The 13,133-nt window shown below is 69.0% G+C and carries 12 protein-coding genes and 1 tRNA gene; 8 read left to right on the top strand and 5 right to left on the bottom strand.

What is annotated here, in order from left to right; translation table 11 throughout:
* Positions 1-5 precede the first annotated feature (5 nt).
* The 3 genes from A9G05_RS14995 to mobA all read right to left on the bottom strand — a co-directional run bounded on the left by A9G05_RS14995 (position 6) and on the right by mobA (position 1,138).
* Positions 6-82: transfer RNA gene (locus A9G05_RS14995), tRNA-Pro, on the bottom strand.
* Between the two features lie 162 nt (positions 83-244).
* A complete protein-coding gene (locus A9G05_RS14990; RefSeq protein ID WP_044405121.1) occupies positions 245-466 on the bottom strand; it encodes a YgdI/YgdR family lipoprotein in 222 nt (73 codons plus the stop codon).
* A gap of 84 nt (positions 467-550) precedes the next feature.
* Entirely contained in the window at positions 551-1,138 is a 588-nt protein-coding gene (gene mobA, locus A9G05_RS14985) for a molybdenum cofactor guanylyltransferase MobA (RefSeq protein WP_069561738.1), read from the bottom strand.
* 70 nt (positions 1,139-1,208) lie between these two features.
* Here mobA and moaB point away from each other — a divergent pair, with 70 nt between their 5' ends.
* Positions 1,209-1,748, top strand: coding sequence for a molybdenum cofactor biosynthesis protein B (moaB, locus tag A9G05_RS14980; protein ID WP_069561737.1), 540 nt, complete (start codon positions 1,209-1,211; stop codon positions 1,746-1,748).
* On the top strand, positions 1,745-2,959 hold the full coding sequence (glp, locus tag A9G05_RS14975; protein WP_069561736.1) for a gephyrin-like molybdotransferase Glp: 1,215 nt from the start codon (positions 1,745-1,747) through the stop codon (positions 2,957-2,959). Before moaB ends, glp begins: the two co-directional genes overlap by 4 nt.
* 361 nt (positions 2,960-3,320) lie before the next feature.
* On the opposite strand, the gene A9G05_RS14970 is transcribed toward glp, so the two are convergent.
* Entirely contained in the window at positions 3,321-4,343 is a 1,023-nt protein-coding gene (locus A9G05_RS14970) for an AraC family transcriptional regulator (protein ID WP_069561735.1), read from the bottom strand.
* A 132-nt stretch (positions 4,344-4,475) separates the two neighbouring features.
* On the opposite strand from A9G05_RS14970, the gene A9G05_RS14965 reads away from it, so the two are divergent.
* From A9G05_RS14965 to A9G05_RS14955, 3 genes are read left to right on the top strand one after another with little or no spacing between them, the layout of a single operon-like run.
* Positions 4,476-6,071 (top strand): FAD-binding oxidoreductase, encoded by a 1,596-nt coding sequence (locus tag A9G05_RS14965; protein WP_069561734.1) that lies wholly within the window; start codon positions 4,476-4,478, stop codon positions 6,069-6,071.
* 3 nt (positions 6,072-6,074) lie between these two features.
* Complete coding sequence (locus A9G05_RS14960) at positions 6,075-7,646, top strand: glycerol-3-phosphate dehydrogenase/oxidase (protein ID WP_069561733.1); 1,572 nt, start codon at positions 6,075-6,077, stop codon at positions 7,644-7,646.
* Positions 7,647-7,666: 20 nt separating this feature from the next.
* Positions 7,667-9,226, top strand: coding sequence for an FGGY-family carbohydrate kinase (locus tag A9G05_RS14955; RefSeq protein ID WP_069561732.1), 1,560 nt, complete (start codon positions 7,667-7,669; stop codon positions 9,224-9,226).
* Positions 9,227-9,317: 91 nt separating this feature from the next.
* Here A9G05_RS14955 and A9G05_RS14950 read toward each other — a convergent pair whose 3' ends face one another.
* Positions 9,318-10,016 (bottom strand): pirin family protein, encoded by a 699-nt coding sequence (locus A9G05_RS14950; RefSeq protein WP_069561731.1) that lies wholly within the window; start codon positions 10,014-10,016, stop codon positions 9,318-9,320.
* A gap of 207 nt (positions 10,017-10,223) precedes the next feature.
* Here A9G05_RS14950 and yegS point away from each other — a divergent pair, with 207 nt between their 5' ends.
* The 3 genes from yegS to A9G05_RS14935 all read left to right on the top strand — a co-directional run bounded on the left by yegS (position 10,224) and on the right by A9G05_RS14935 (position 13,069).
* On the top strand, positions 10,224-11,129 hold the full coding sequence (gene yegS / locus A9G05_RS14945; RefSeq protein ID WP_069561730.1) for a lipid kinase YegS: 906 nt from the start codon (positions 10,224-10,226) through the stop codon (positions 11,127-11,129).
* Between the two features lie 131 nt (positions 11,130-11,260).
* Positions 11,261-12,187: a chemotaxis protein CheV gene (locus A9G05_RS14940; protein ID WP_069561729.1), complete on the top strand. Its 927-nt coding sequence runs from the start codon at positions 11,261-11,263 to the stop codon at positions 12,185-12,187.
* A 78-nt stretch (positions 12,188-12,265) separates the two neighbouring features.
* Positions 12,266-13,069: an MOSC domain-containing protein gene (locus tag A9G05_RS14935; RefSeq protein ID WP_069561728.1), complete on the top strand. Its 804-nt coding sequence runs from the start codon at positions 12,266-12,268 to the stop codon at positions 13,067-13,069.
* Positions 13,070-13,133: the final 64 nt, after the last annotated feature.

Raw genomic sequence — 13,133 nt, 5'->3', positions numbered from 1 at the left:
GGATTTGGTCGGAGCGACTGGATTCGAACCAGCGACCTTCTCGTCCCGAACGAGACGCGCTACCAAGCTGCGCTACGCTCCGTGAGATGGCGCGCATTCTACAGAAAACTTTTTGGTCGACAAGGGGTTAGCGGAAAAAATTTTGCGGGGCGACGGTTTTTGCGCTCTGGCGTGACGCAGATGAAACAAAGCCCGCGACGGGCAGGACCCGTGGCAGGCTGGGCGCCGGTGAGGCGCTGGACGATCAGAGTTCCTTGATGGTGCGGACCTGATCCTTGTTGACCTTGGCGCGCTTGCCGTCGAGTTGTTCGAACTCGTAGAAGCCGGTGTCGTCGTCGTAGTCCGGCTTGTCCACGGTCTGCAGCTCGCGGCCGTCGTTGAGGGTGATCACGCTGGGGGTGGAGCAGCCGGCGAGGGCGGCCAGGCCCAGTACAAGCGCAAAAGCGGGAAGGATCCGCTGGTTCATCTGCCATCTCCTTGATGAATGAACGGGTTGTTCTGGAGGCTCTGACGGACGAAGCGCGGCCAAAGTTCCGGAACCGGGCCAGTGTCACGCCGTCGGGGGCGTGCTTTCAAGCAATTCCGGGGTGTTCAGGTTGGCCAGGCGCGGGTCGTTGTCGGCGCAGGGTATGGCCAGCGGGTCGAGCGGGCGCAGGGCGCGCTGGGGGCTGCGCTCGCCGGCCTGCCAGGCGGCTTCCAGCACAGGCAGTACGCTGCGTGGCAGTACACAGAACAGCGGCTCCCAGAAGCCGCCCCGGTGCAGCATCGCCGGGCGCTCGCCGGCGGCGTCGAGCAGGCGCTGCAGCAGCTCGTCGTCCACCAGCGGGGCATCGCAGGGCAGCACCAGCAGGTGCGGGTGGCGGGCAGCGGCGAGGCCGGCGCGGATGCCGGCGAGGGGGCCCTGGTAGTCGGGGCTGTCGTCCTGCACCAGGCGGTCGGCCCAGGCGGCGTAGCGTTCGGTGTTGCGGTTGCAGGAGATGATCAGGTCGTCGGTGATCGGCCGGGCCACGGCGTGCAGCCAGTCGATCAGCGGGCGGCCGCGCCAGTCCACCAGGCCCTTGTCGCGGCCGCCCAGGCGTTGTCCGCGACCACCGGACAGCAGCAGGACGGAGCAGGGCAGGGCAGGCACGGCGGGCATGGGCGAGGTCTCGGCGAACGGGCGCTGTGATATAACACCGGCCTCCCTGTCCTACAACTGGAAGCCAGCCATGAACCACAAGGCCGAGGCGGTGTTCGTGCCGCTCAATATCGCCGTGCTCACTGTCAGCGACACCCGCACCCTGGCAACCGACACCTCCGGCCAACTGTTCGTCGATCGCCTCACCGCTGCCGGCCACAACCTGGCTGCGCGCGTCCTGTTGAAGGACGACCTGTACAAGATCCGCGCCCAGGTGGCCACCTGGATCGCCGAGGACACCGTGCAGGTGGTGCTGATCACCGGTGGCACCGGTTTCACCGGTCGCGACAGCACCCCCGAGGCGGTGGCCTGCCTGCTGGACAAGCGCGTCGACGGCTTTGGCGAGTACTTCCGGCAGATCTCGGTGGCCGACATCGGCACCTCCACCCTGCAATCCCGCGCCCTGGCGGGCCTGGCCAACGGCACCCTGGTGTGCTGCCTGCCGGGTTCCACCAATGCCTGCCGCACCGCCTGGGACGGCATCCTCGGCGAGCAACTGGACAACCGTCACCGCCCCTGCAACTTCGTGCCGCACCTGAAGGCCGCCGCCCCCTGCGAGAGCCGCGCATGAGCGGCTGCGACCACCCCGGGCTGCTGCCGGTGGAGGCGGCCCAGGCGCGCCTGCTGGCGCTGGCCGATGCGGCGCGGATCGCCGGCGTGGAAGCCCTGCCGCTGGCCCAGGCCGATGGCCGCGTGCTGGCTGAACCTCTGGTGGCCAGCCTGGACCTGCCGCCCTGGGACAACAGCGCCATGGATGGCTACGCCCTGCGCCTGGACGACTGGCAGGGCGAGCCGCTGCTGGTAAGCCAGCGGATTCTTGCCGGCAGTGCTCCGGCGGCGCTGCAGCCTGGCACCTGCGCGCGCATCTTCACCGGTGCGCCGCTGCCCGAGGGCGCCGACTGCGTGGAGATGCAGGAGAACGTCGAGGTGCTGGCCGATGGTCGAGTCCGCCTGCTGCAGCCGCTCAAGGCCCGGCAGAACGTGCGCCCCCTTGGCCAGGAGACGCGGGTGGGCGAGACGGTGCTGGATGCCGGCACCTTGCTCGGTCCCATCGAGCTGGGGCTGGCCGCGACCCTCGGCGTGGCCGTGCTGCCGGTGCGCCGCCGTGCGCGGGTGGCAGTGCTCTCCACCGGTGACGAGCTGGTGGAACCGGGCCAGGCCCTCGGCCCCGGACAGATCTACAACAGCAACCGCACGCTGCTCTGTGCCTGGCTGCGCCGCCTGGGCTGCGAGGTGGTGGACGGTGGCATCCTCGCTGACGACCTGGAACTGACCCGCCAGGCCCTGGGGGCGCTGAGCGATGTGGACCTGATCCTCTCCACGGGCGGGGTGTCGGTGGGCGAGGCGGACTTCCTCGGCCAGGCGCTGCGCGAGGAGGGCGAACTGGCGCTGTGGAAGCTGGCGATCAAGCCGGGCAAGCCGCTGACCTTCGGGCATTTCCGGGGTGTGCCGGTGATCGGCCTGCCGGGCAACCCGGCCTCGACTCTGGTGACCTTCGGCCTGCTGGCGCGGCCCTACTTGTTGCGTCGCCTGGGCGTGGAGCGCATCGAGCCGCTGGGCTTCCCGGTGCCGGGCGGGTTCATCTGGAGCAAGCCGGGCAACCGCCGCGAGTACCTGCGGGCACGGCTGGAGAATGGCCGCGCGGTGATCTACCGCAACCAGAGCTCCGGTGTGCTGCGCAGCGCCGCCTGGGCAGATGGCCTGGTGGAAGTGCTGGAGGGCACCACCTTGGCTGAGGGTGACCTGCTGCGCTTCATTCCCCTCAGCGAACTGCAGGCCTGATCTGGCGGGCCCTAGCCCCGGGCTTCAGTTCGGGGATGAAGAGCCCCTGGGCTGAAGCCCAGTCTACGAGGTGGTGCTTGCGGGGCTTTTGTAGCCCGGACTTCAGTCCGGGGATCAAGAGCCCCTGGGCTGAAGCCCAGGCTACGGGGCAGTGCTTGCGGGGGCATTTGTAGCCCGGACTTCAGTCCGGGGATGAAGAGCCCCTGGGCTGAAGCCCAGGCTACGGGGCGGTGTTTGCGGGGGCTTTTGTAGCCCGGACTTCAGTCCGGGGATGAAGAGCTCCTGGGCTGAAGCCCAGGCTACGGTGGGCGGTGTTTGCGGGGGCTTTTGTAGCCCGGACTTCAGTCCGGGGATGGAGCACTCAGCCCTGGCGCTTGGCCTCCCGGTATTCGCCGGGCGTCTGGCCGGTCCAGGCCTTGAAGCTGCGGTGGAACGAACGTGATTCGGTGAAGCCGAGGTAGGCGGCGATGTCCTGGATCGCCAGGTCGCTGCGCAGCAGGTAGTGCTCGGCCAGTTCCTGGCGCAGTTCGTCGAGGATCTGCTGGTAGCTGGTGCCGGCCTGCTGCAGGTGGCGCTGCAGGGTGCGTACCGTCATGTGGAACTTCTCCGCCACCCGCTCCTTGCGCGGCAGGCCGTCCTTGAGCAGCAGGCGCAGGGCGTTCTTTACCCGCTGTGGCAGCGGTTCGTCCTGGTCCAGCCCGGCCATCATCGCCAGGGCGTGTTCCTCCAGGGTGCGCAGGAGGTTGGCATCGGCCTGGCGCAGGGGCACGGCGAGGTACTCCAGGGGCACCAGCAGGGCGCTGCAGTGCTGCTCGAAGTGCACCGGGCAGCCGAATACCGCTTCGTAGTCCTCCTGGCGCGTGCCCGTCGGTAGGGCGTGCTCGAACCAGACCTCGCGGGGCGAGCGCTCCATGTCGGCGATCCAGCGGGCGTAGAGCAGCCAGGAAGCGAGCACGTTCTCCACCATGTGCCGGCGGATCTCCGGGGCTTCGTGGCGGCAGTTCCAGCTCAGGCGGATGTGGTCCGTGGCAGCTTCGATCTGGCTGGTGCCCATGTCCCCCACCAGCTTCTCGTAGGGAATGATGCGGCTCATGGCTTCGCCCAGGGTGGCGCAGTTCATGGTGATGTAGCCCAGCACGCTCCAGGAGCCCGGCTGGACGAAGTGCGCGGAATGCAGGCCGAACAGCGGGTCGCCGGACACCTCGATCAGGTGCTGCAACAGGCGTTCGTGGCTCTCGCTGGGAATCCGCCGGCCGTTGTCGGTGAGGTCCTCGGGCTGCAGGTCGGCGGCGCGCAGGGCGGCGTCGCGGTCCAGGCCCAGGTGGTCGGCATGGCGCAGGTACTTCAGCAGGGCGGGAACGGAGGTATAGCCGAGCGCGTGCATGGGTTCTTCTTGTTCTGGGTTGTCCTGATTGGCGATAGCCGCTGTCCCGATCAGACAGTGACGCTGCGGGGCGGCTGGCTAGTATAGGCAGCCATCGAAAACCTTCGAAACAACCAGGACAAGGAGAACGGGATGCGACGCTGGAACGGCTGGGGCGACGAGTCGACCGTGGTGGAGCTGCCGGCCAATGGGGCCGAATTCCTGGGCGCGCGGGTCGGCGCCGGGCAGGTGCTGGCGGATGCCACCCTGGAGCAGGTGCTGGCCAGCGTGCCGGCCTCGCGCCTGCCGGAGCATCCGCTGGTGAGCCAGGATGCGGAGGTGCGGGTGCGCCACGCCCGTGGCCAGAGCCTGCCGGACTGGCTGGCGATGCGCGAAGGCCGCTTCGAGGTGTTCCCCGACGGCGTGGCCTTCCCCGAAAGCCCGCAGGACATCCGTGTGCTGATGGCCTGGGCGGCCCAGCACGACGTGGTGCTGATCCCTTACGGCGGTGGTACTTCGGTGGCCGGGCACATCAACCCGCAGGCTTCCAGCCGCCCGGTGCTGACCCTGTCCCTGGCGCGCATGAGTCGCCTGCTGGAGCTGGACGAGGCGAGCCAGATCGCCACCTTCGGCCCCGGTGCCAACGGCCCGCAGGTGGAAAGCCAGTTGCGTGCCCGGGGCTTCACCCTCGGGCACTTCCCGCAGTCCTGGGAGCTGTCCACCCTCGGCGGCTGGGTCGCCAGCCGCTCCAGTGGCCAGCAGTCGCTGCGCTACGGGCGCATCGAGCAGTTGTTCGCCGGCGGCACTCTGGAGACCTTCGACGGTCCGCTGGAGCTGCCGACCTTCCCGGCCTCGGCGGCCGGGCCGGACCTGCGCGAGCTGGTGCTGGGCTCCGAGGGCCGCTTCGGGGTGATTTCTGAGGTCAAGGTGCGGGTGTCGCGCCTGGCCGACCAGGAGCGCTTCTACGCGGTGTTCCTGCCGGACTGGACGCGGGCGCTGCAAGCGGTGCGGACCCTGGCCCAGGCGCGGGTGCCGCTGTCCATGCTGCGCCTGTCCAACGCCATCGAGACCGAGACCCAGCTGGCCCTGGCCGGCCACCCGGAGCGCATCGCGCTGCTGGAGAAGTACCTGGCGTTCCGTGGGGCGCGCGCCGGCAAGTGCATGCTGACCTTCGGCGTGACCGGCTCGCGGGTGCAGAACGCCGCTTCGTTGCGTCAGGCCAAGGCGCTGCTGAGGCCCTTTGGCGGGGTGTTCACCGGCACCCTGCTGGGCAGCAAGTGGGCGGAGAACCGCTTCCGCTTCCCCTACCTGCGCCATGCCCTATGGGAGGCCGGCTACGTGGTGGACACCCTGGAGACGGCCACCGACTGGTCCAACGTCGACGCCCTGATGGGCAAGGTGGAGGCCAGCCTGCGCGAGGGGCTGGCGGACGAGGGCGAGCGGGTGCACGTGTTCACCCACCTGTCCCACGTCTACGGCGAGGGTTCGAGCATCTACACCACCTACGTGTTCCGCCCCGGTGCGAGTTACGAAACGGCCTTGAGCCGCTGGCAGCGCCTCAAGTTCGCGGCGAGCGAGGTGATCGCCCACAACCGCGGCACCATCAGCCACCAGCACGGCGTGGGCCGCGACCACGCGCCCTGGCTGCCGCTGGAAAAGGGTGTGCGTGGAATGGCCACGCTGCAGGCTATGGCCCGTCACTTCGACCCGGACGGCCGCCTGGCGCCCGGCGTGCTGCTGCAGGACTGAGCCGTGGAAACCTGGAATGCCGCCTGGCGGGCGGCCGCGCTGCCGGCGCTGGCGGCGCGGGAGTGGGACCTGATCGTGGTCGGCGGCGGCATCACCGGGGCCGGCATCCTGCGTGAGGCGGCGCGGCGGGGCTGGTCCTGCCTGCTGCTGGAACAGCGCGACTTCGCCTGGGGCACGTCCAGCCGCTCGTCGAAGATGGTTCACGGCGGCCTGCGCTACATCGCCAAGGGGCAGATCGGCCTCACCCGCGATTCGGTGCGCGAGCGCCAGCGCCTGTTGGCGGAAGCGCCCGGTCTGGTGGACCCGCTGAGTTTCGTGATGCCCCATCGCGGCGGCTTTCCCGGCCCGAGGGTGTTCGGCACGCTGCTGGCGCTGTACGACGCCCTGGCCGGGGTGCGCAACCACCGCTACCACCCGCTGCCGCAACTGCGCTTTCTGGCCCCTGGGCTGGGCGAGGCGGGGCTGCAGGGCGGGACGCAGTTCTTCGATGCCGTGACGGATGACGCGCGCCTGGTGATGCGGGTGCTGGCCGAGGCCCGGCGCGAGGGCGGTGAAGCCCTCAACGGGCTGCGGGTGCTGGAACTGACCCGCGACCAGGGGCGGGTGACCGGCCTGGTGGCGGAGGACGCCGAGGGTGGCGAGCGGCTGACGTTTCGCAGCCGCGCCGTGGCCCTGGCCACCGGCGCCTGGGCGGATGAACTGCGCCGTCGTGAGGGGCCGGAGCACATCCGCCCGCTGCGGGGCAGCCACCTGCTGTTGCCGGCCTGGCGCCTGCCGCTGGCCCATGCCATCAGCTTCATGCACCCGGACGACGGGCGCCCGGTGTTCGTCTTCCCCTGGGAGGGCGCGACCGTGGTGGGCACCACCGACCTGGACCATCGCGCGGGGCTGACCGAAGACGCGGCCATCAGCGCCGAGGAGGTCGACTACCTGCTGGCCGCCTGCGCCGCGCAGTTCCCGAATGCGGCCATCGGCCGCGCCGACGTGCTCTCCACCTGGGCCGGGGTGCGGCCGGTGGTGAGCGATGGGGCCGAGGGGCGCAAGCCCTCCGACGAGAAGCGCGAGCACGCGCTGTGGACGGAGCCCGGCTGCGTGACGCTGGCCGGGGGCAAGCTCACCACCTTCCGTCTGCTGGCGTTGGAAGTGCTGCGGGCCTGCGCGCCGTTCACCGGGCGTGAAGTGGCGGACCACGGTTCGGCGGTGTTCACACCGGCACCGCTGCCGCCCCTGCCGGTGGGCGCGGGGTTGCAGCGGCGCCTGGCGGGCCGCCATGGCCCGGCATTGACGCGGCTGGCTCCCTGGCTGGAGCGATTGGGGAGCGAGCGGGTGGGCGGCAGCGAGGTGCTCTGGGCCGAGCTGGCCTGGGCGGCCGAAGGCGAGCTGGTGCTGCACCTGGATGACCTGCTGCTGCGCCGCACGCGGCTGGGCCTGCTGGTGGCGGAGGGCGGCCAGGCGTACCTGCCGCGCATCCGCGCACTGTGCCAGCCGCTGCTGGAATGGGACGATGCGCGCTGGGCGCGCGAGGAGCAGGCATACCGGGCACTGTGGCGCCGGTACTACAGCCTGCCCGCATAACGACAAGAAAGGACGTCACCGTGAGCGAAACGAGCTACCTGCTGGCCATCGACAACGGCACCCAGAGCGTGCGTGCCCTGCTGTTCGACCTGCAGGGCAACCTGGTGGGCAAGGGCAAGGTGCCGCTGGAGGCCTACTATTCCAAGCAGCCCGGCTGGGCCGAGCAGGACCCGGAGTACTACTGGTCGAGCCTGGCCGAGGCCTGCCGCCTGCTGTGGGCGTCGGTGGACATCGACCGCAGCCTGATCCGTGGCGTGGCCCTGACCACCCAGCGCGGCACGGTGATCCACGTTGACGAGCAGGGCCAGCCGCTGCGCCCGGCGATCATCTGGCTGGATCAGCGTCGTGCCGAGGCCGAGGGACGCATCAAGGGGCCCTGGGGCTGGCTGTTCCGCCTGCTGCGGCTGGAGCCGACGGTGGACCACTTCCGCACCCAGGCGGAGGTGAACTGGGTGGCGCAGAATCAGCCGGAGCTGTGGGCGCGGACCCACAAGGTGCTGCTGCTGTCGGGGTTCCTGACCCACCGGCTGTGCGGCCGCTTCGTGGATTCGGTGGGCTGCCAGGTGGCCTACCTGCCGTTCGACTACAAGCGCCTGGACTGGGCCAAGCCGAGCGACTGGAAGTGGCAGGCGATGCCGGTGCGCCGCGAACAGCTGCCGGACCTGTGCAAGCCGGGCGAGACCCTGGGGCGCATCACCGCCGAGGCGAGCCGCCTGACCGGCATCCCCGAGGGGCTGCCGCTGGTGGCCGCCGCTGCCGACAAGGCCTGCGAGGTGATGGGCTCGGGCGGGGTGGCGCCGGACACGGCCTGCCTCTCCTACGGCACCACGGCCACCATCAACACCACGCGCCAGCGCTACCTGGAGACGATTCCGCTGATCCCGCCTTACCCGGCGGCGGTGCCGGACCACTTCAATACCGAGGTGATGATCTACCGCGGGTTTTGGATGGTCAGCTGGTTCAAGCAGGAGTTCGGCCTGCGGGAAATGCAGCGGGCGCGGGAGCTGGGGGTGGAGCCGGAGGCGCTGTTCGACGAGCTGGTCAACGGTGTGCCACCCGGCTCCATGGGGCTGACGCTGCAGCCGTACTGGTCCCCCGGCATCCGTGAGCCGGGGCTGGAGGCGAAGGGGTCGATCATCGGCTTCGGCGACGTGCACACCCGGGCGCACATCTACCGGGCCATCCTCGAAGGGCTGGCCTACGCCCTGCGCCAGGGCAAGGAGCGCATCGAGAAACGCTCCGGCACGCGCATCACCCGGCTGCGGGTGTCCGGCGGGGGCTCCCAGAGTGATGCGGCGATGCAATTGACGGCGGACATCTTCGGCCTGCCGGCGGAGCGGCCCCATGTGTTCGAGACTTCGGGGCTGGGGGCGGCCATCGACTGCGCGGTGGGCCTGGGGCTGCACCCGGACTTCCCCACCGCCATCGCGGCGATGACGCGGGTGGGGCAGGTGTTCCAGCCCAACCCGGAGGCGCGGCGGGTCTACGAGCAGCTGTACCGCGAGGTGTACCTGAACATGTACCAGCAGTTGAAGCCGCTGTACCAGAAGATCCGCGACATCACCGGCTACCCGGCCTGACGGGAGCCGTGGCACGCCGGGCTGAAGCCCGGGCTACGGCTTGAATGGAACCCCCCCCCGGTGGTTGTCACCGGGGGCGTTCTGCTTCGGGTCAGGCCACGTCCACCAGCACGATCTCGGTGTCTTCCTGGGCGTTGAAGGTCAGGTGCGTTTCATCCTTCACGGCGACACCGTCGCGGGCCAGGGCGGGGATGCCGTTCACTTCGTAGCGACCCTGCGCGGCCACCAGGTAGGCCTTGCGGCCGTGTTCGAGGTGGTACTCGGCGGTCTGGCCGGCCTTGATCGTTGCGGCTACCAGCCGGGCATTGGCGCGGATGTGCAGGGCATCGCTGCCCGCGTCGATGCCGCTGGCGAGGGTGACGAAGGTGCCGGCGCGCTCCCCCTTGGGAAACGGGCGGGTGCCCCAGGACGGCGCCGTACCGAACTCGGTGGGCATGATCCAGATCTGAAAGATGCGGGTGGTCTCGTCCTCCAGGTTGTATTCGGAGTGGGCGATGCCGGTGCCTGCGCTCATCACCTGCACGTCGCCGGCCACGGTGCGGCCCTTGTTGCCGAGGTTGTCCTGGTGGGTGATGGCGCCGTCACGGACGTAGGTGATGATCTCCATGTCCCGGTGCGGGTGCGGCGGGAAGCCGGAGTGCGGGGCGATCTCGTCGTCGTTCCACACCCGCAGCTGGCCCCAGTTCATCCGCGCCGGGTCGTGGTACTCGGCGAAGGAGAAGTGGTGACGGGCATTCAGCCAGCCATGCTGGGCGGCGCCGAGTTGCTGGAAGGGGCGTACGTGGATCATGGGAATCTCCTGTCGGGCCGGGGTGGGTTGGGCTCCCCGGCGCAATGGTGGCCATGATCCATCGACTGATGATGGTGAAGAAGCGGGATTTATGGGTTCCAGCTATCGATTCGCTCGATAGTTCTGTTGGATTTCGCTGGCAGGCTCTTTCACGTTTTCCCTGGGGGCGTGCCTATACTCGGGCCCATTCCCGGTGTGGAGCGATTGATGACTGAACGCAAGGCGGTGCTGGTGCTGCATGGCAAGCAGGCCATGAATGAGGAGGTCCGCGCGGCGGTGATGGCCCGTCGTGAGGCGGGCTGGGAGCTGGCGGTGCGGGTGACCTGGGAGGGTGGCGATGCCCGCCGGCTGGTGGACGAGGCCCTGGCAGGCGGCTACCGAACCCTGGTGGCCGGCGGCGGCGACGGCACCCTGCGGGACGTGGCCGAGGCGATTGCCCTGTCCGGCGAGGACGCCAGCCTGGCCCTGCTGCCGCTGGGCACCGCCAATGACTTCGCCCACGCCGCCGGGGTGCCGCTGGTGCCCGGCGAGGCGCTGGCGCTGCTGGACGTGCCGGCCCGGGCCATCGACCTGGGGGAAGCCGACGGGCGGCTGTTCCTCAACATGGCGACCGGCGGTTTCGGTTCCAAGGTCACGGCCAACACCTCGGAGGACCTGAAGAAGGTGCTCGGCGGTGCGGCCTACCTGCTCACCGGGCTGACACGCTTTTCGGAGGTGCATGCGGCCTTCGGGCGCTTCCGTGGGCCTGATTTCGCCTGGGAGGGGGAGTTCCTCGCCCTGGGCATCGGCAACGGCAGCCAGGCGGGCGGCGGGCACGTGCTCTGCCCCCGTGCGCGGGTGGACGACGGCCTGCTCGATCTCTGTATCGTGCCGGCGCCGCAGGACGTGGTGGGTACCCTGGGGACGCTGCTGTCGGGCGGCATGCGCGGCCTGGAGGCGGTCTCGGTGACCGCCCGTCTGCCCTGGGTGGAGGTGGAGGCGCCGGAGGGATTGGATGTAAATCTGGACGGCGAGCCGCTGGAATGTCGGCAGGTTCGCTTCAGTGCGCGCCGTAACGCACTACGCTTACATCTGCCGGACGGTTCGCCGCTGCTAAGGGCCCCTGGGTCGTGAGCCGTCTTCTGGTGTGGTGCGCCGGGGTGGTGCATGATGGCTCCCCGCCATGACGGCTACAGTTATCCCATCACTCTGCCGATAAGGTGAAGCAGCCGCAGTCCGGCTGGAATTTTCTACAGGAGCATGCAATGGCCGGTATTCTCGACACAGTCGACCAGCGCACCCAACTGGTGGGTGAGAACCGCCTGGAAATCCTCATGTTCCGACTGGTGGGCCGTCAGTTGTTCGCCATCAACGTGTTCAAGGTGCAGGAAGTCCTGCAACTGCCCAAGCTGACCCTGATTCCCCAGCGCCATCCCTACGTCTGCGGCGTGGTCAACCTGCGCGGCCATACGCTGCCGGTGATCGACCTGTCCCGTGCCATCGGTATGCGCGCGCTGGTGCCGGACAAGAACAGCACCATCATCGTCACCGAGTACAACCGTTCGGTGCAGGCTTTCCTGGTGGGGGGCGTGGACCGCATCCTCAACCTCAACTGGGAGTCCATCCAGCCGCCTCCCGGTGGGGCCGGTCGTCAGCACTACCTGACGGCGATCACCAAGGTGGAGGACAACATCGTCGAGATCATCGACGTGGAGAAGGTGCTGGCCGAGATCGTGCCCATGAGCACCCGCGTTTCGGAGGAGCGCCTGGGCAACCCGTTGCTGGAGCGTGCCCGTGGCCGCGAAGTGCTGCTGGTGGACGATTCCAATGTCGCCCTGACCCAGTTGCGCGAGACACTCTCCCAACTGGGCATCCGCACTCATTCGGCCAGTGACGGCCTGAAGGCCCTCAACCTGCTGAAGAAGTGGGCGGATTCCGGTGAGGTGATGACCGACAAGCTGCTGATGGTCTTCACCGATGCCGAAATGCCGGAGATGGACGGCTACCGTCTGACTACCGAGATCCGCAACGACCCGCGTCTGCGCGACCTCTATGTGGTGATGCACACCTCGCTGTCCGGCAGCTTCAACGACGCCATGGTGAAGAAGGTGGGGTGCGACAACTTCCTCTCCAAGTTCCAGCCCGACAAGCTGGTCGACGTGGTGGCGGACCGCCTGAGCAAGGACAACTGACCGCCGGGCGACGGGCTTGGCCGCCCGTCGCCGATTCCGTATAAGGGACGCTTCCGACCGCCTGATGGAAGCTGGCCCATGCTGCGTCTCACCGCTCTGTATCGCTACCCCATGAAATCCGCCATCGGTGAGTCCCTCGCGCGCGCCGAGCTGGACGGTCTTGGCCTGGCCGGTGATCGCCGCTGGATGCTGGTGGACGCCAGCAACGGGCGCTTCCTCACCCAACGTGCACTGCCGCAGATGTCTCAGCTCAGCGCCCGCTGGAACGCCTCGGGCGGTTTGAGCCTGCGTGCCGTCGGCCTGCCGGAGCTGGAGGTGCCCTTGCCGGGCGCCGGGGCGGAGCTGCGCGGCGCGCAGATCTGGAGCGATGCGATGAGGGTGCCCGATGCCGGCGACGAGGCGGCCGAATGGCTGAGCCGCTTTATCGGCAAACCGTGTCGCCTGGTGCATGTGCCGACCGAGCGTGCCCGGGACATCCCGGGCAGCCTGCTGCCAGAGGAGAAGGTGGGCTTCGCCGACGGCTACCCGCTGCTGCTGATCGGCCAGGCCTCCCTCGATGACCTGTCGGCACGGGTCGGTCGCCCGTTGGAGATGCTGCGCTTCCGCCCGAACCTGGTGGTGGAGGGCTGCGAGCCCTATGCCGAGGACAACTGGAAGCGCATCCGCATCGGCGGCGTGGAGTTCAGTGTTGCCAAGGGGTGCAGCCGCTGCATCCTCACCACCATCGACCCGGCCACCGGCGAGCGCAGCGCCGATCGTGAACCGCTGACGACCCTGAAGACCTATCGGGAGCGCGAGGGGGAGGTGTTCTTCGGGCAGAACCTGATCAACCGGAGCGCCGGCACCCTGGAGGTGGGGATGGCGGTGGAGGTGCTGGAGTAAGGGGCCCGACTCCGCTGCAGCAGGACCATGAAACAAGACGGGCGACGATGGGCGCCCGTCTTGT

This window comes from Pseudomonas sp. ENNP23, from assembly GCF_001728945.1.
GTDB lineage: Bacteria > Pseudomonadota > Gammaproteobacteria > Pseudomonadales > Pseudomonadaceae > Metapseudomonas > Metapseudomonas otitidis.
This window is presented reverse-complemented; position numbering and strand designations above follow the sequence as displayed.